At 56.5% G+C, this 17946-nt stretch carries 17 protein-coding genes; 8 read left to right on the forward strand and 9 right to left on the reverse strand.

The genetic code is table 11. From position 1 onward, the window contains the following. Window positions 1-55 precede the first annotated feature (55 nt). A complete protein-coding gene (locus OEU85_RS05275) occupies window positions 56-445 on the forward strand; it encodes an STN domain-containing protein (protein ID WP_262690406.1) in 390 nt (129 codons plus the stop codon). Window positions 446-814: 369 nt separating this feature from the next. Here the strand turns inward: OEU85_RS05275 and OEU85_RS05280 are convergent, their stop codons facing one another. Both OEU85_RS05280 and OEU85_RS05285 read right to left on the reverse strand, forming a co-directional pair. Continuing rightward, entirely contained in the window at window positions 815-1207 is a 393-nt protein-coding gene (locus tag OEU85_RS05280) for a nuclear transport factor 2 family protein (protein ID WP_262690407.1), read from the reverse strand. 73 nt (window positions 1208-1280) lie between these two features. Next, window positions 1281-1727, reverse strand: a complete 447-nt coding sequence (locus OEU85_RS05285) for a thioesterase domain-containing protein (RefSeq protein ID WP_262690408.1) — start codon at window positions 1725-1727, stop codon at window positions 1281-1283. 95 nt (window positions 1728-1822) lie between these two features. On the opposite strand from OEU85_RS05285, the gene OEU85_RS05290 reads away from it, so the two are divergent. Genes OEU85_RS05290 through OEU85_RS05305 form a run of 4 tightly spaced genes read left to right on the forward strand, consistent with a single transcriptional unit; the run spans window position 1823 to window position 5117 of the window. Further along, window positions 1823-2110: a DUF4212 domain-containing protein gene (locus OEU85_RS05290; protein ID WP_262690409.1), complete on the forward strand. Its 288-nt coding sequence runs from the start codon at window positions 1823-1825 to the stop codon at window positions 2108-2110. An 11-nt stretch (window positions 2111-2121) separates the two neighbouring features. Next, window positions 2122-3897 carry a sodium:solute symporter family protein gene (locus tag OEU85_RS05295; RefSeq protein ID WP_262690410.1) on the forward strand — a complete coding sequence of 592 codons (1776 nt, stop codon included), beginning with the start codon at window positions 2122-2124 and terminating at the stop codon, window positions 3895-3897. 16 nt (window positions 3898-3913) lie between these two features. Further along, window positions 3914-4339: a DUF3224 domain-containing protein gene (locus OEU85_RS05300; protein WP_262690411.1), complete on the forward strand. Its 426-nt coding sequence runs from the start codon at window positions 3914-3916 to the stop codon at window positions 4337-4339. Between the two features lie 25 nt (window positions 4340-4364). Continuing rightward, window positions 4365-5117 (forward strand): glutaredoxin, encoded by a 753-nt coding sequence (locus OEU85_RS05305; RefSeq protein ID WP_262690412.1) that lies wholly within the window; start codon window positions 4365-4367, stop codon window positions 5115-5117. Between the two features lie 48 nt (window positions 5118-5165). Here OEU85_RS05305 and OEU85_RS05310 read toward each other — a convergent pair whose 3' ends face one another. From OEU85_RS05310 to OEU85_RS05330, 5 genes are all read right to left on the reverse strand, one after another. Then, entirely contained in the window at window positions 5166-6353 is a 1188-nt protein-coding gene (locus OEU85_RS05310) for an ABC transporter permease (RefSeq protein WP_262690413.1), read from the reverse strand. A gap of 2 nt (window positions 6354-6355) precedes the next feature. After that, window positions 6356-7513 (reverse strand): ABC transporter permease, encoded by a 1158-nt coding sequence (locus tag OEU85_RS05315; RefSeq protein WP_262690414.1) that lies wholly within the window; start codon window positions 7511-7513, stop codon window positions 6356-6358. After that, complete coding sequence (locus tag OEU85_RS05320) at window positions 7510-8205, reverse strand: ABC transporter ATP-binding protein (protein WP_262690415.1); 696 nt, start codon at window positions 8203-8205, stop codon at window positions 7510-7512. The genes OEU85_RS05315 and OEU85_RS05320 overlap by 4 nt, the downstream gene beginning before the upstream one ends. A gap of 46 nt (window positions 8206-8251) precedes the next feature. Then, complete coding sequence (locus tag OEU85_RS05325; protein ID WP_262690416.1) at window positions 8252-9286, reverse strand: efflux RND transporter periplasmic adaptor subunit; 1035 nt, start codon at window positions 9284-9286, stop codon at window positions 8252-8254. 297 nt (window positions 9287-9583) lie between these two features. Next, a complete protein-coding gene (locus OEU85_RS05330; protein WP_262690417.1) occupies window positions 9584-11428 on the reverse strand; it encodes an alkaline phosphatase D family protein in 1845 nt (614 codons plus the stop codon). A 491-nt stretch (window positions 11429-11919) separates the two neighbouring features. On the opposite strand from OEU85_RS05330, the gene OEU85_RS05335 reads away from it, so the two are divergent. Beyond that, window positions 11920-13443, forward strand: a complete 1524-nt coding sequence (locus OEU85_RS05335; protein WP_262690418.1) for an EAL domain-containing protein — start codon at window positions 11920-11922, stop codon at window positions 13441-13443. 2 nt (window positions 13444-13445) lie between these two features. On the opposite strand, the gene OEU85_RS05340 is transcribed toward OEU85_RS05335, so the two are convergent. Both OEU85_RS05340 and OEU85_RS05345 read right to left on the reverse strand, forming a co-directional pair. Beyond that, the gene (locus tag OEU85_RS05340; RefSeq protein ID WP_262690419.1) at window positions 13446-14093 is read right to left on the reverse strand and encodes a TetR/AcrR family transcriptional regulator; all 648 of its coding nucleotides are present in this window, start codon (window positions 14091-14093) and stop codon (window positions 13446-13448) included. Window positions 14094-14198: 105 nt separating this feature from the next. Further along, window positions 14199-15977 carry an alkyl sulfatase dimerization domain-containing protein gene (locus OEU85_RS05345; RefSeq protein ID WP_262690420.1) on the reverse strand — a complete coding sequence of 593 codons (1779 nt, stop codon included), beginning with the start codon at window positions 15975-15977 and terminating at the stop codon, window positions 14199-14201. 137 nt (window positions 15978-16114) lie between these two features. Between OEU85_RS05345 and OEU85_RS05350 the strand changes: the two genes are divergently transcribed. Together OEU85_RS05350 and OEU85_RS05355 are read left to right on the forward strand one after the other, a co-directional pair. Continuing rightward, window positions 16115-17032, forward strand: coding sequence for an alpha/beta hydrolase (locus OEU85_RS05350; RefSeq protein ID WP_262690421.1), 918 nt, complete (start codon window positions 16115-16117; stop codon window positions 17030-17032). A gap of 15 nt (window positions 17033-17047) precedes the next feature. Beyond that, the gene (locus OEU85_RS05355; RefSeq protein WP_262690422.1) at window positions 17048-17878 is read left to right on the forward strand and encodes an SDR family NAD(P)-dependent oxidoreductase; all 831 of its coding nucleotides are present in this window, start codon (window positions 17048-17050) and stop codon (window positions 17876-17878) included. Window positions 17879-17946: the final 68 nt, after the last annotated feature.

The raw sequence follows: 17946 nt of genomic DNA on the forward strand, positions 1-17946 counted from the left end.
AACGTCTTAAGAGTGAGGGAAGGGGCGTGCGGTGTGTGCCGCCATTAGGAAGGTTATGATGCAAGGTCCTGTGATCCTGCGCGCCGTGAAGGCGTTGCTGTTTTTGCTTCTTCTCACCAGCGGACTGGCACGCGGCGCCGTGGCGTCTGACGAACGCCAGTTCAGCTTCGACATTCCGGCGCAGCCGTTAACGGCTGCGTTGCTTAAATACTCGGAACAGGCAGGCGTGCAGCTTATTCTGGCCGTCGATACCCGCGAGTTGCCGCCCTGCGCTGCGATCCGGGGCAGGATGAGCGCCCAGGCCGCGATTGCCCGCATCCTCAATGAAACCGGGCTGGAGTTCTATTTCTCAAGCCCCAATACCGTCACGGTGCGACGGCTGCAGAATATCCCGGCCAAATCCCGCGAAGCTGACAAGCTAAAGCCGCCGCCCAAGCCCGCCTGACCGTCAGTTCCAGCCGTTCAAGCCGGGGTTTCCGCCTCTTGCACACGGGTAGGCAAACGGGTGGGGGAAGATGTGGTTTTTTTGCATTTTCAAACTTGACCAAATAGTCAGGAATGGGTAGCTTGCGATCGTTGCGTGGATGCCTGCCCATTATTGGTGGTGGTTGCAGGTATCATGAACATGGAAGCGAAGATCCGATTTGCCTTGCCTCTCAGTGGTGGGCGCCTCCTTGAGGCGAGGCAGGGAGACACGCTTTCGGGCGTGTTGCCGTCCGGGAATACCGGTGGCCTTTCAACCCATCTTTCATGTTCGCTTGGGCGGTGATTGCTTGCAGTCACCGCCCCAGATTTTTCTGGTCATGGCCAGGCTTTATTCCACAAGCCCCGTAAGCTTGTCATTCAGCGCGGCTGCCAGTGCCATCAGGCCGTTCATCGGGCGGATCATCACTTCAATTTCCTTGAGTTTGCCATCCGCGTTCAACGTAATGCGGTCGATTCCCTTCAATTGTTTGCCGCCCACGCTGGTGCTGAATTCAAGGATCAATTCGTCACCGTCCACCCATTCCTTGGTGTAGGTGAGATTCTCGAAGGTCTCGGACACGGCCTTGAGTACGGTGACCACCTTGTCCCGGCCTTCGCGTGGTTTCCAGAACGCGGGCGACAGCAAGGCGGCGTCTTCGGCTACGATGCTATTAAGCAGCGCCATGTCCGATGTCTGCACCGCCTTGTGCCATGTCTTGAGGAATGTATCTGTTTTGCTCATCGCTGCCTCCTGTGCTGTCGCCTGTTTCAATGTATTGAAACTAGGCCGCTTTCCGCGGCAATCCAGCGCCGGTTCAGCTTTTCAGAGCGGCGAAGGAGCCGGTGTAATCAATCGCCAGCTCGTCATCCTCGACAATGCTGGCGGTCAGCTGGATGCGCGCCTTACCGTGGCGCTCAAATGTTTTGAGGAACAGCGGCCAGCGGTTACCTTCAGGCAGCGTGGCCTCGGCTTCAAAATCCTGGGTCACGGGGCGGATATAATTAATATTGCTGCTGGAGATCACGATCTCCCCCGCGCGGGCCTCATGGCGCAGGTTGATATGCAGAAGCGTCCAGCAGCTGAGGGTCGCCAGCGCCTGAAGGCTGCCGCCAAAAGCGGTGCTTTTATGGTTGATATTGGCCTCAAGCGGCGCGCGCAGCACCACCCGCGCAGGGGTTGCAACAATGGCCGTCACGCCCATGGGGGCGGAGATGGGGATGTGTTTGTGCAGGTATGCTTCAACCTCGGTCGTGCTTGTCACGGACACCTCTCTACAACAATGAATTGACGCAATGCGCGCTTTCTTCCAGTCTGGCAGGCGGGAAGTTCGGGAAGACTAGGGGAGGATCAGGTCTTATGCAATCCGGAGTAGGGCGCACAGAAGCGTCGGAAGATGTCGCACGCCGCCGGTCGTACTGGCGCGCCAATCTGAAACTGTTGGCAAAACTGCTGGTCATCTGGTTCGTGGTGTCATTTGGCGCAGGCATCCTGCTTGAAGACTGGCTGAACCAGTTCACCGTTCTGGGCTTCAAGCTGGGCTTCTGGTTCGCGCAACAGGGGTCCATCTTCACCTTTGTGGTGCTGATTTTTGTCTATGCAAGGCGGATGAAACAGCTGGACCGCGCCTTCGGCGTTGAAGATTGAGGGGGCTGATCATGGACGCACAAAATCTTACCTATCTATTCGTCGGCCTTTCCTTCGCGCTTTATATTGGCATCGCCATCTGGTCGCGGGTTGGCAGCACACGGGAATTTTATGTGGCGGGTACGGGCGTGCACCCGGTGCTGAACGGCATGGCAACCGCCGCCGACTGGATGAGCGCGGCATCGTTCATTTCAATGGCCGGGCTGATCGCCTTCCTGGGCTACGACGGTTCCGTCTATCTGATGGGCTGGACCGGGGGCTATGTGTTGCTTGCTCTTTTGCTGGCGCCATACCTCAGGAAATACGGCAAGTTCACGGTGCCTGAGTTCATCGGCGACCGCTACTATTCAGACGCTGCGCGGCTTGTCGCGGTGCTGTGCCTCATCTTTATCAGCTTCACCTATGTGGCGGGGCAGATGCGCGGTGTGGGTATCGTTTTCTCCCGCTTTCTTGAGGTGGACATTAATCTGGGTGTGCTGATCGGCATGGCAATCGTGTTTATCTATGCCGTGCTGGGTGGCATGAAGGGCATTACCTACACGCAGGTGGCGCAATACTGTGTGATGATCTTCGCCTACACCGTGCCGGCGATCTTCATCTCCTTGCTGATCACCGGCAACCCCATCCCGCAGCTTGGCCTTGGCGCGGAGGTGTTGGATGGGTCCGGCCTTACGGTGCTCGAGAAGCTGGATAGTGCGCTCATAGACCTTGGTTTTACCGCCTATACCGATGGCAGCAAATCCACCATTGATGTTTTTGCAATCACCGCCGCGCTGATGGTGGGGACGGCAGGGCTTCCGCACGTGATTGTGCGCTTCTTCACCGTGCCAAAGGCGTCTGACGCGCGGGTTTCCGCCGGGTGGGCACTGGTGTTTATCGCGCTGCTTTATACTACGGCACCGGCTGTGGGTGCATTTGCACGGCTTAACTTCATTACCGAAGTCAATGAGACCGCCTACACCGAAACACCCGAGTGGTTCAAAAACTGGGAAGCACTGGGCCTGATCGCGTGGCGCGACAAAAATGGCGACGGGGTCATCCAGTACCGCGCCGGGGCACCGTTTGACGGCAAGCCGGAATTTGAAGGCGAAGCACGCGGCGATCATGGCGAACGGATCATTACCAACGGTGTGACCGCAAGCGGGAATGAGGTGTATGTCGACCGTGACATCATGGTGCTGGCCAACCCTGAGATCGCCAAGCTGCCCGGCTGGGTGATCGCGCTGGTGGCAGCAGGCGGCCTTGCCGCAGCGCTTTCAACCGCTGCCGGGTTGCTGCTGGTGATTTCAACCGCGGTGAGCCATGACCTTCTCAAGCGCACATGGATGAAAGATATATCGGACGCGCAGGAACTGAGGGCCGCGCGGCTGGCCGCCGCGGTGGCCATTGCGGTGGCCGGGTATCTGGGTATCAACCCACCGGCCTTTGTGGCACAGGTGGTGGCGTTTGCCTTTGGTCTGGCGGCAGCCAGCCTGTTCCCGGCGATATTGATGGGCATCTTTTCCACGCGCATGAACAAGGAGGGGGCGATTGCGGGCATGCTGTCCGGCCTCTTTTTCACTGCCGGGTACATCATCTATTTCAAGTTCATGGTGCCCGAGGCCAATGTGGCCGAGAACTGGCTTTTTGGTATTTCACCGGAAGGCATTGGCATGGTGGGCATGATTGTCAACTTTGCCGTTGCTTTTGTGGTGGACCGTTTTACCCCGGCACCGCCTGAAAGTGTGCAGATTCTTGTGGAAGATATCCGTGTGCCTATGGGCGCAGGTGGCGCGCATGACCATTAAAAAAGGACAATGAGGAATGAATACAGTCAGCGGAACGTTTGAGGTCAAACTTGAGCCCAAAGCGGATGTTTTCCCTGAAGGTATGGCCCTGAACGCCCTGTCGATAGACAAGCAGTTTTCAGGCCCGCTAAGTGGCAGTAGCAAGGGCATGATGATATCCGCCATGGGCGGTGTGCAGGGGTCGGCCGGTTATGTGGCGCTGGAGGTGGTGACCGGAAACCTGAATGGTAAAGCCGGAACGTTCGCGCTGCAGCATTTTGGGGTGATGGACCGTGGCAGCCCGAGCCTGACGGTAAAGGTGGTGCCCGACAGTGGCACAGGGGAGCTAAAGGCACGCTGGATATCAAGGTTGCAGACGGTGTGCACCGCTATGAGCTGGCTTATGAGTTTTCCGAGGGCTAACACAGGGTTTCCAACAGAATTTTTATGGCTCGGCATATAGGGTTGGCTTTGAAAGGAGCCGACCAATGCCTGACAGGAAAGCTGTTCTCTACCGCATGGTCATGCCGGACCATCTCTGCCCTTATGGCCTGAAGTCCAGGGACCTTCTGGAGAGACAGGGCTATGACGTGGAAGACCATCACCTGAAAACGCGGGAAGAAACCGACGCCTTTATGGACAAACATGGTGTCGAAACCACCCCGCAGACCTTCATTGATGGTAAGCGTATCGGCGGCTATGATGACTTGCGTGTTTTCTTTGAGCTGGACCCTCCGCCCGAGGAACAGGGCGACACGAGCTACCAGCCTGTCCTTGCCATTTTTGCGGTGGCGGCGTTGCTGGCGTTCGGGCTTTCATGGCACCAATATGGTGACATGCTTACCCTCAGGGCGCTTGAATGGTTTATCTCGCTCTCCATGGCTATCCTTGCCATCCAGAAGCTTCAGAACGTGGAAAGCTTTTCCACCATGTTCCTGAACTATGATTTGCTGGCGCGCCGCTGGGTGCCCTACGGGCGGGTTTATCCCTTCCTTGAGGCGCTGGCCGGTGTGCTGATGACGGCAGGTGTCTTTGTCTGGCTGTCGGCACCGGTCGCCTTTATCATTGGCTTTGTTGGCGCTGTCAGTATTTTCAAGGCGGTGTGGGTTGAGAAGCGCGAACTCAAGTGCGCCTGTGTGGGCGGCAGTTCAAACGTACCGCTTGGCTTTGTGTCCTTCACCGAAAGCATGATGATGTTGCTGATGGGGATATGGATGCCGTTGAAGGTGTGCCTGATGTAATAAAAAAGGCGGGGAAACCCGCCCTTTTCATATCTCTGCTCTTGTGCCCTATGCCGCGTTTCTGAACGCCACGATCACTGGCAGGCGTGCGGCACGGAAGGCCGGGAAAAACCCGCTGAGGAAACCGATCATCAGCGCGATAATGCCGCCCTGGATAAATAGGTCGCCGGTCATCTCGAACGAGAAGACCACCTGCGTGAAACTGCCGCCAAGCGTGGAAGCATTCAGCCCATCAAACAGCAGGAAGGCCACGATCGAGCCAAAGGCCCCGCCTATGGCCGCCAGCACCAGCGCTTCCACAATCGTCCCCACAAACGCCGAAAGGCTTGAGAAGCCGATGGCGCGTAGGGTGGCGATCTCCCTCGCGCGTTCCGCAACCGAGGTGTACATGGTGTTCAGGGCCCCGGCGAGCGCCCCCAGCGCCATGATCGAGCTGATGATCCAGCCGAAATAGGCCATGTAGCTGAGCTGCTTGCCCTGGGCCTTGAAGTAGGCCTCTTCGGTTTCCACATCGAGGTTCAGGCGCGGGTCGTCCGCTACGAACTTGCGGACGGCTTCAAGGTCGTTGGGGCTGCTCATCTGCACGCGGGCGGTTTGATAGCTGCTGCCTCGGTTATAGAGGCTTTGCAACACCTTGACATCCGCCCACAGCTCACTTTCAAACACATTGCCGCCGGTGCTGAAGACGCCAACCACTTTCCATATAACCTTGCCGAAGCGTACTTCCTCCCCCAGCGCGAAGCCGTCAAACTCCCGCAGGATGCCAGCGCCCACAATCATCTCGTTGGTGCCGGGGGTAAACATGCGGCCATCGGTGATCTGCACGTTCTTGCGCATGGCGAAACCACGCTCGTCGATGCCGCGCAGCGGGATGTTGGCTTCTGTCTGGCTTGATTTTTTGATGCCGTCGACGATGACATAAAGCTCGGGCGAGATAACCGGGCCGTTTTCATCCTTCACCACGCCGGGCGCGGTTTCGATGATGTTGACCTGGTCCCGGCTGATGACGCTGTTGAGTTCCGCCGCCGAGCCTTCGCGGGTAAAAATGGCCACATTTTCAGAGCCCGCACTATCAAGCGTGGCCGAAAAGCCCTTGGCCATCGCGAGGAAGGCAAGAAGGATGGCAACAACAACCGCACTGGCGATGACCATGGCCAGCGACATCCAGAAACGTTGTGGCAGGCTGCGAATATTCATCGCAACAACAGCCGATATTTGAGAAAAGATCGATCCCATGATTACCTCCGGCTGAATGCGGTTACGATGTTCAGTTTATAGGCGTTGATCGCGGGGACGAGGCCGGTGACAAGGCCGAGAAGCGCCATGAAACCCACAGCCTGCAGGGCCACCGTGTCTGACAGCACCAATCCCGGCAGGAACTGCGCCAGGAAGGCTTTGGCGCCTTCGACAATCATGTAAGCAAGGCCAAGGCCTGCAAGGCCACCGATGAACGCCAGCAGCATGGATTCCGCGAGGATCATGGTGAAGATGCGTTTGGCGGTAAAGCCAAGGGTCTTGAGTGTGGCGATTTCGCCCGTGCGTTCCCTGACAGCGAGGATCATGGTGTTGCCCACCACCAGAAGGATGGTGAAGAAGGCGGTGAAGACGATGCCGAAGATCATCAGGCCGATGTTGCCGATCTGCTCAATGAATGCCTTGTTGAAGGCTTTTTCGGTGCTGGTATCTGTCTGGGCTTCAGAGTTGGCGAATTCTTCGTCAATGGTTTTGGCAACCTGCTCGTTCAACGCGGGGTCATCGGTCGTCAGTGTCAGCCAGCCGACCCAGTCTCCGCCGAAGGTCTGTGTTTCCATGAAGTATTTATAATGGAACACGGCGAAGTTGGTGCCGAACTGCTCGTCACGTCCGTCGAAAATACCGGAGACTTCCATCTCCCACGTATGGCCGCCTTCACGGTTGGAGAAGATGTTGGATGACATCGGGATTATGTCGCCGACCTTCCAGCCGTAAGCATCGGCAATAGCCCGGCCAATAAGCATGCCGCGCTGGTTGCGGAACCAGCTGTCACGCTCGGCGTCGCTCAACACAACTTCCTCATAAACCTTGAGGTAATTTTCTGGATCTACCGCCATGGTGACCAGTTGGTTTGCCGGTTCCTGATAGTAACCACCAAACCAGTTCATGTGCACGACGTCTTTCACACCCTCAATGGCCTTGACCTTGTTTACATAGGCATAGGGCAGGGGCTGGGTGAAGTTGATGCTGTTGACGACGACAAGGCGATTGTCCGCCGACAGTTCAATGCCTGAATTCAGCGCGTCCTTGAGCGTGGTAACCACGCCGAAGATGAGAAAGGCTACCATGATGGCGAAGCAGGTCAGGAACAGCCTGAGCGGCTTGCGCGTCAGATTTTTGAAAATCAGATATATGTCACTCATGCCGCGAGGTCCTTCTCAACGAATTCCCCCTTGTCGAGGTGCAGGGTGCGCTTGGCATATTTGGCCGCCGATGGGTCGTGCGTAACCATGACGATGGTTTTGCCGAACTTCTCGTTCAGCAGTTGCAGCATCTCAAGGATCTCATCCGCTGTATGGCGGTCAAGGTCACCTGTCGGTTCGTCACACAGAAGAAGTTTCGGATCCGAAACAATGGCGCGGGCGATGGCGACACGCTGTTGCTGGCCGCCGGACATTTCTTTTGGCAGGTGCGAGGCCCGGTCCGCCAGTTCCACCAGCTTGAGCGCGGTTTCAACACTGTTTTTGCGATCCTTCTTGCTGAGATTGGTCAGCAGAAGCGGCAACTCGACATTGCGTGCCGCTGAGAGCATCGGCATCAGGTTATAAAACTGGAAGATAAAGCCGATGTTGTTGGCGCGCCACTTGGACAGTTGCCCCTCGGAGAGCGTGTCCACGCGGCTGCCGTCAAACAGCACCTCGCCTGATGTGGGCTGGTCCACGCCGCCCAGCATGTTGAGAAGCGTGGTCTTGCCGGAGCCCGATGGCCCCATGATGGCAAGGAAGTCGCCTTTCTTGATCTGCATATCAAGCCCGTCGAAAATCTTGATCGTTTCCTTGCCGCGGGTGAAACTTTTATGGACCCCTTTAAGGTCGAATAGGATGTTGTCTGTCACTGTCTGTCCCCCTGTCTTAAGAGAAGATGAGCTTTCCGGTTGTTTGTTATGCCTTCATGAATGCTACTTTGACCCCCATGTCAGGCAAAATACGTGGGTCTGAAATCTTGATGCCGACACGCACACGCACCGTGGCCTTGGCGCGATCGGCGGTCGGGATAATGGCGATCACGGATGCCGGGATATCCCAGTTTGGATAGGCGTCGAGGTTGGCATTGACTGCCTGCCCCTCAAATACGCGGCCGATGAAGCTTTCGTTCACGTCCACCTCGATCTCAAGCGAGGTCATGTCCACGATTGTGCAGATACCCGTGCGGGTGAACCCACCACCTGCGGAGCTGGGGGAGACAATTTCGCCTGGCTGCGCGGCCTTGACCGTTACCACGCCGTCAAAGGGTGCGCGGATGGTGTGGTCGTCCAGCCGTTCCCGCTGGCGCTTGACGCTCAGCTTCGCGACATCAATGTCTGCGCGGGCACTGGCAAGCGACGCCGTCAGGCTTTCCACATCGGCCTGTGCGCGAGACACCGTAGCCTCGGTGGAGAAGTCATTGCTCTTGAGCTCGGTTGCGCGCTTGAGCACCCGCTTTGCTTCCGTAAGGTTCGCCTGTGTGCTTTGCAGCCGTGCATCCAGCACCTTTACCTGTGCTTCGGCGAGGTCGAGGTCAACCTGCGGCAGGGTGGGATCAAGCCGGGCGAGTACCTGGCCTGCCTTGACCGACATGCCCTCTTCAACCGTCACATCGGTGATCAGGCCGATGACCTCGGCAGAGACAGTTGCCATGCGCCGCGCCGTGATATAGCCCGAGGCATTCAGCACTGAATTGGATACAGGTACCTGCTGGGAGGCGGCTGGTGCCGATGGCGTGCTGGCGCCTTGCTGTGCCGGCGCTGCCGGTGTCGGCTTCGACGGTGCCGAGGGCGTGTCAGCCCCCATCCCCAGCATGAAGTAGGCACCGCCCAGAAGCAGGGCGACAACCACACCACCACCAAGCATGTAGGTTATCGGAGATGTACCTTTGGTTTCTTGTTGTTGGCTGCGGTCGATCTTGAGCTGACCCAGCAGTTCACTTTTATCATTCATCAATATTTCCCCCGCTCTGACGCGACAAACCATACCGCACAAGCCTTCATTTCCATATGGTTAACAAATGCTTTCTTACAATGAGGTGTGTCCATTACCAGAATATTTTTGTTAAAGTACTTTGAAATACAAAGTAAGAGCTTTTCCCTGAAGTTCAAGGGCTTTCTGTTGGCGGCGCATTGGCCACCCGCATTATGCCGCCCGACCGCAGGCAGCGGGCGGTTCACGCCGGTGCGATATTTCAGCGGTATGCCGGGCCGGTAACAGGGCCCGGCGCGTACCGGCGCACCGTTGCTGTCAGTTCAGCCGGTGGCTCCCTGCGCGTGTTTCCACTGTCTGCCCCTCAGTAACAGTATATTCCTGTTCCAGCACGGTTGAGACAAAATACCAGGTGCTCGTCGCCCGTTCAGGTGTAAGGTCAAGCTCCAGCCAGCCACGGTGTTCGCTGTCGATATACTGTAGTTCTGGGCTGGTTTTTTTCAGGGCGGTTTTGACGGTTGCCGGTTGCGCGGGGATGTAGGTCTCAAGGCCCGGCGAACTGATGCTGGGAGTACCAAATTCGACGGCAACGGCATTGCCGTCTTCATCGGCAAGGTTGAAAGCCCAGGCGTTGTGGGTGTCGCCCGCGAGGAAAACGGCGTTGTTCGCGTGTACCTTGATGCTTTCGAAGATACGGGTGCGGCAGGCGGGGTAGCCGTCCCAGAAGTCGAGATTGAAGGGCAATTGCAACTGCGCGATCATCTGCGCGGCCTTGAACCGTTCCTTGCTGATATAAGCTGGATCGCTGAAGTCGAGGTCTTCATCCCGCAGGTAGGGCATGGGAACCTTGCCAATCAGCAGTTGTTGGCCAAACACCTGCCACGGAACACCGGCGTCTTTTGACACCTGAAGTTCAGCAGTGATCCAGTCCTCCTGTTCCTTGCCCAAGATGGTACGCGTTTTGTCGCCCAGAATGTCGCTGCGAAATTTTTCACCATCGGGCAGGTAACTGAAACCGGACGGCAGCTTTTTGGGGTCGAGCTTTTTAATCTCCGCGAGGTCTGTCATCGGCTGTGGTTTTTCGCCGCGCAAGTCGAAGGGCACGGGAATATCCCTGATGGCGTCGGGGGGGACATCCTGCATTGCTTCAGCGCTCAGCAGTGCCTTGGGCTTGCTTGCATCCCGCATGTCAAAGGGCAAGGTGCGATAGGGCAGGTCGGTTTCATAGGACAGTTGCGCGTCGCGACCCTCAATCCGGGTGTCGAGCATGATGAGCGAGGCGAGGCCGCCATAATTGAAACTGCGGCGGATAATGGTTTGCCCGGTGGTTGTTTCCCGGACCGGCAACCACTCATGATACGCGCGGATGGCGGCTTTTTTGCGCTCCGCGTACGACCCTTCGCCCGCGTTATGGTTTTCGGCACCATCCTTCCAACTGTTGTTGGCGATCTCGTGATCGTCCCATACACAAATGAAAGGGTGCGCCGCGTGTGCAGCCTGAAGGTCAGGGTCGCTGCGATAGAGGCCATACCGTTCGCGGTAGTCCTCCAGCGCTAAGCATTCATTTTTTGGTGTAACCGCCCGGCCCTTGGCAACAGCGGCATCGTTTGAGTAAATACCCGTCGCATATTCGTAAATATAGTCTCCCAGATGCAGCACAACTTCGACATCACGGTTGGCCAGTTCGCGGTACACGTTGAAATACCCCTGCGGATAGTTCGAGCAGGAGATGACGGCCATACGTGCGTGTTTGGTGCCGTCGGCGGGCAGGGACCGGGTGCGCCCTGCCGGGCTTGTCACCCCATCACAGATGAAGCGGTAATAATATATAGTCCCGGGCTTCAAGCCATCAGCATCAACCTTGACAATATGGTCGCGGCTCACCGCAGCTGTCGCGCTACCCTCCGACACAATGGCGGAGAAATTATCGTCGGATGCGACCTGCCATGCGACTTTCAGGTTTTTTGCTTCGCCTGAACCGGGAATGACGCGGGACCAGAGAATAACCCTGTCCTGCAGCGGGTCGCCGCTGGCGACGCCATGGGTAAAATGCACAGTGTCGCTGGCTTTGACCGTGTGACCCCTGAGGGCGGCAGCGCCAAGGCTGGCACCCATTATGCCTAAGAAACTACGACGACTTGTCGGTATGGTTGTATTGAGCATCTCTAAAGCCTCCCCGCAGATATCATATTGATAATATAATCAATAACGTAACGGGAGCCTGCCACCTGAAAACTGAATTTGCAAGGAAGTTGCTGCCGTTTCCTTATGGATAGCGCCTGACTTTGACACATTGGTGACTGGTTAAATTTCGTATTATACACACGAACTGTGTGTATGGGTGAAACCCATGGTTATAATTTGACCGTGATTTTACGTGCATCGAGGTGAGCGCAATTCACTATGGCGAGAGGGATACATGAAATTCCCCTTTCTATTTAGTGGTTTACGAATGTTTTTCGCTGTGCTTAACTTTGCCGAATTGGCGAAATAATGGATGTCATTTTACGGTTTGATAACTTTATGTATGCCAAATAGCAGGATTGGGGTCAGATGCCACACACGGCGTGTCATCAAAGGGGCGGCTATTTAGGTTTGCGATGAGCAAGGTACCTGACAGATTTTTGGGATATGCGTTCTGTGTTGGGGACGTGTTGCTTGAGCTTGCTCATGACTTCACCATCATCAGCGCTGACGGTGCCATCAAAAACAGCATTGGTGTTATCGCGGCCGACACCTGCTTTCTCGATCTCCTGACATCGCGTGGTCGCAGCATGATCGAAAGCTCCGCCAAGATGCTGACCGGCGCAAACCGGCTGGGCCCCTTCACGGTTTCTGTGGGCGCTGAAGGCAAGGCGCGTCAGGAGTTTGCGGTTTTTCTGGCCAAGCTGCCGACGGCAACCGACAAGATTTACATGGTTTTGTCACGGCCGTACCGGCTTGGTAAAAGCGATACCAAACGGGCGCCGGATAAAAAGACCGAAGACAAAAAGGCAGAGTTCTTTGATCGTCTCGAAGGGCTTTTCGAAGGCAATGCCGAGGCCGCGCAGAATATGCTCGTTACCATCCTTGAGGCCAATGGCGGACAGGACATCGACGAAGATACGCAGCGCGATATCGAGCAGTATCTGCAATCCTTCTCGGTCGGCGGCGCCCATGCAACCATGCTGGGGGATGATAAATTTGCCGTCGTCCATGAGAAGACGGACCCCAATGCGCAGAAGATTGACTTTGCGCAGGAATTGAAGCGTACAACAGGTGTGTCGCTGACCAGTGCGACCATCGATGCTTCCGAAGCGAAACTGAGCGAGTCCGACAACCTCCGGGCGTTGATTTTCAGCCTGCAAAACTTTGCCTCTGAAAATGACGGGTTTGCGATTGATGATATTCGCAAAAACTGTGCAACCCTGATTGGGCAAACCAAGGAGCGAGTGCGCGCCTTTCGCGAGGTGCTGGATGAGGGGCGGTTCTCGCTGGTGTTCCAGCCAATCGTGAACCTTGAGAAGGGAACAACGCATCATTTTGAGGCGCTGACACGTTTTGAGTTGCCGCCGGCGATCAAAAGCCAGTGGGAGATGATCCGGTTTGCTGAAGACATCGGCCTGATCGACGAGTTTGACTATGCAGTGGTGACTCTTGCCATCTACAAGATCCGGGAAATGCTCAAAAAGGGTGGGTCGCCTGGCATCGCGGTGAACCTGTCTGGACGGTCGCTTTCCAATGTCGGTTTTCTTTCCGAGTTGATGTCGCTTTTGCGGGGTAACAAGGACCTCACCAATTACCTGTCGCTTGAAATTACAGAGTCAGCCAAAATTCATGACCTCGATATGCTGAGCGAGGTGCTTGTAGAAATGCGGGCGATCGGCTTCAGGGTCTATCTTGACGACTTTGGCGCCGGTGCGGCAGGCTTCCAGTACCTCAAGAAACTGAAGGTTGACGCGCTCAAGATAGACGGGGCCTATATCCGCGATGCCCTTGCCAGCAAGGAAGACCGGGCGTTTCTGCGTTCCATGGTCACCTTATGTCAGGATCTGGGTATCGTCACGGTGGGGGAGTGGGTGGAAACACAAGAACATGCAACCTTGTTGCGCCAGATGGGGGTGGATTATGGGCAAGGCTATTTCTTCGGCAAGCCCAGCCCCAATTTCCTTGTGGCACCCACACAGGCGACCGGTTAACCTCAGTTGAAGTCGGTTTCCATTTCAAGGATGGCGACACAGGCCTTCACCACGGTATCGACCACTTCGGCCGCGCTTTGCTCACAACCACGCAGGCACCAGCGCTTGAGCGTCAGGATTGCCACATCGTAGGAGATTTCCTGCCGCATGATGCGCTGGACATCACTTAGGTGCGACAGTAATTCATCATAATGTTTGTAGGCGCGCTCAAGGCCGGTGATTTCAAAGTCCTTGATCGCCCGGCGCAGATCCCAGTCCGGCTGCGTGATGGCCTGGCCGAGAAAGATCAGATAATAGCGGCCCCGTTCATCGTCTTCCGCCCGCTCGGCCAAGGGCAGCACCAAGACTTCGATAACCTGGCCAAGGGTGGGCGCATCCGTCCAGTCTTCCATCAGCTCTAGACGACGGTCATCAATTTCATGCGTGCGCTCGCTGATGGTGGCGCGCACCAGCCCGTTTTTTGAGCCAAAGTGATACTGCAGGGCTGACTGGTTGCGCTGGCCTGCTTCCTGTAGTATTTCCCGGGTTGAAACATGGGCGATGCCCTTCTGGGCAATCAGCCGTTCAGCCGCTTCAATGAGGGACGCACGTGTTGCATCCGCACGTCTGGCCTTGCCATCGCTCGGGGCTGGTGTGGGGGTTTTGGCCACCCTGTACTCCTGAAGATATATATTGACCTTGCTGCAATCATTAATGTTTTCCATTAATGATTGCAATAGTTATGTTTCACGGGCTTTCCGGCATGTTTCACGTGCCTAGCGCACCACCAGCGGAATGGCGCTGGTTTCCAGGTCGAACGAACTGAAAAAACTGAGTACGTCAAGCTTGCTCCCTTCCAGTTTAATGTCCCCCGCAAGCAGCGCCTTGGCAAAGCCGGTTTCCCCGCGGATCATCGCGTCATAGGTGGTGCGATCAAGTGTCAGGGTCGCATCCGTGCCTGCCATCTGTCCCTCATGGACCACAAGGATCTGGTTCCTGAGTTCCAGTGCAAAGCTTTCGCCCCTGTCCGGGAAATTAAATCCGACGGTGAGGTGTTTATCTTCTGCGTCTTCGGGCACAAGTTTGTAGCGCATCAATGAAAGCAGGCGGTCGCTTGGGATGGCTTTGGCGTCAAAGCGGCGTCTTAGCCGGTTCTGGATCGCCACACTGTCCACATCGCCTTCAAGTTCCATCGCGCCGGTGAGGTAAAAACCGCGCCAGTTGGTGTTAAGCGTCTTGTAGCCGATTTGCCGCAAGGCCCGGGCTTTGAGCTGCCGCGCCGCGTCATCGCCGTGATCCACGCGGATCAGATATGTCAGCAACTCGGATGCCCATTGGGGGTCGCCGTCGTCCACTGCTTTCTGGGCCTCCGACAATACACGATCACGTCCGCCCATCAGGGCAATGGTGCGCCCGGCGCGTTCCACCCGCGGTGTGGGGTTCAGGGTCGCCGGGTCACCGTCCCACCAACTGATGTAGCCGGTGAAATAGTTACGTACGCTGTGTTTAACCGTGCCATACACCTCGCGTGTCCAGGGTGTCACGCTCAGGTGTTCAGGTAGTTCTGGCAGGGCTTCAGCCAGTTCCTCCTGGGTGTAGCCTTTGTTGATCAGCCGCACCGCCTGATCGTGGGTCCACTGGATCGCATCACGATATACCTTGAAGATGCGCTCCACCTCATCCTTGCCTTCCACGATGGGGCCATGACTTGGTACCATGGCGCGGGGGCGGTAGGTCCGCATGGCATCAATGGCGTCGATCCACTTGTTGGCATCGCGGGGTTTGGTGCCGCGCAAGCTGTGCAGGTTCGGGAAGGTGGGGCCCTGTATCTCATCGCCGGACAGCATGACGTCATAGTCGGGCAGGTACAGGGCGATATGAGACGCGGCCTCGCCCCCGGTCTGGAACAGTTCCATACGTATGCCGTCAATGGTCATCTCACGTTTGCCGTTAATGAAAGTGTTGGGTTCCACATAGCCCATGGTACCTGGCATGATGCGGCCGCCAAGGCCGACATGATAATCCTGCCCGTCGCCTTTTTCCCCCAGAAGGGTGCCATACATATAAAGCGCGCGCATGCCCATGACCTGGATGGTAACGGCGTTTTCATCCTGCATTTCCTGGACAAAATTGGCAGCAGCGATAACCGGCACGTCGCCAGCATACGCAGCCTCGGGGGCAACAAAGGCCGCTGCACCGCCGACATGGTCGTTGTGGTGGTGGGTGTAAACCACTGCCTTCACCGGCTTGTCCGTGCGGGTGCGGATCATTGCCATGGTTTTCTGGCCATCTTCAAGCTTGAGCGTGGTGTCGACGATGATCAGGCCGGTGTCACCTTCGATCACCACGGTGTTGGGAATGCCGCCGCCAATGTTGGTGTATAGCCAGACAGGGGCGTCCGAGACCTTTTGCACGCCTTCACTGAACATCTTGCCAAATTCGATGAGATACTCGGGCGCGCTGAATTCATCCGTGTAAGCGTTTTCTCTGCTGCCTTCCCCACATGCAGTCAGCATGACCGCCGCGCCCAAAAGTGCAGCCAAAGCTTTTGTCATATCCCGATCCTTCCCCAAGGCGTATTATTGTGTATCGAATTGTCGTGCGGCATTGACTACATAATGATGATCATTAACATGCTACACGGAACGAATGTCAAGGCAACGGGAGCTGCCGACACCGTGGGGGAAAATCAATGTCTATTCGCGCGTGGCTTGCACGCCGCAAAATCCGCTCTGTTTTCAGGCCAAAGATGCCGCCGGGAACGCCCGATGATGTGCGCCTGAAAAACTTCAGTAAGGCGCTGAAGGCGATGGAAGAGCGCCTGCCGGGGCCGCCGAGAGGCCAGTGCAAAATTGACAAAGTTGACAGAAGTGACGGCATCAAGGGTGAATGGATCACGGCCAAAGGCGCGCGCGAGGACCGTATTGTGCTGTTTGCACATGGCGGCGGTTATACATGGGGGGCACCGCGCCCCTACCGTGAACTGGGCTGGCGCCTGTCACGCGCCTGCAATGCCAGAGTTTTCCTGCTGGATTACCGCCTGGCACCCGAGCATACATGCCCGGCGCCGATTGAGGACGCACTCAGGGCGTATGACTGGATTATCAAAAAGAACCCCGGCTTGCCCGTTGTCCTGTCGGGTGATAGTGCGGGCGGTGGCCTGACGCTCGCAACAGCCCACGTTATCCGCGATACGGGCCGCCCCATGCCAAAGGCGCTTTCGCTTATTTCACCCTGGCTGGACCTGACGGGCAGTGGCGAAAGTATCGGGGTCAATGCAGACAAGGATGTCATGCTGGACCCTGACGGCATTCATTACGCGGCTGATGCCTACCGGGGTGACCTGTCGGCCTACGATCCGCGATGTTCACCGTTGTTTGGTGAACAGGCCGGTCTGCCGCCGGTGTTTCTCCAGGTGGGGGACGACGAAATCCTGCTGGATGATAGTGTGCGCTTTGAGGCGCGGGCCCGGTCGGAAGGAGTGGCGGTTAAACTGGATATCTGGCCGAAAATGCACCATGTTTGGCATTTCTCCGCGATGATGATCCCCGAAGGGCGCAAGGCAATTGCGGATATGGCTATTTTTTTTGAAAGCCACTTTGGCAATTAGGTCTTGGGGGACGGTATGAGCAAACTGGAAACCGCATTCGTCACCGGTGCCGGCTCAGGCATTGGCCGCGCGCTGGCGCTCGCCATGGCAAGGGAGGGCACAGCCTTATACCTGACAGACATTGACGCCGATGGCCTCGCGCGCACATGTGCCGAGGTCAAGAAACACCAGGCCAATGTGCATATGCACACGCTTGATGTTGCCGACCGTGGCGCGATGGAAGCAGCGGCGGCGGACGCAGCCATCAAGCTTGGGGCGATTGATGCGGTGTTCAATAATGCCGGCGTCTCGCTTTCGGATACGGTCGCGCAAATGAGCTATACTGACCTGCAATGGCTGATGGATATTAATTTCTACGGCGTGGTGCATGGCACCAAGGCTTTCCTGCCCGACATGCTCAAGCGCGGGCAGGGGCATATTATCAATGTTTCCAGTCTTTTTGGCCTCATCGGTGTCGGTAGCCAATCGGCTTATTGCGCGGCCAAACATGCGGTGAAAGGCTTTAACGAGTCGCTTTATTACGAGTTGGAGGGCACCGGGGTGCAGGTGCACAGTGTGCATCCGGGCGGGGTGGATACCAATATCGTGCTCAACGGCAAGCACCTGCACAATGTTGAGGGTGACACCAGCGCCGCCCGCGCGCAGGAGGGGTTCAGGGATATGATTGAAACCTCCGCCGGGGATGCGGCGAACATCATTCTTGAGGGCGTCAGGCGGGGACAATATCGCATCCTTGTAGGGCGCGACGCCAAACGGGTTGACCGGCTGCAGCGCTGGCTGCCGAACCGCTGGCGGTTGATGTTCTCGAAGGCGATGGCGAAGCGGCGCAGCAAAAACCCGTTTTGAGCAAGTGGCCTATACTATTTTCACGCGAAAATTATATTGTTCAAAGATTCCCTTATCGAATATTTATG

It is taken from the genome of Kordiimonas aestuarii (genome assembly GCF_025574465.1).
GTDB lineage: Bacteria > Pseudomonadota > Alphaproteobacteria > Sphingomonadales > Kordiimonadaceae > Kordiimonas > Kordiimonas aestuarii.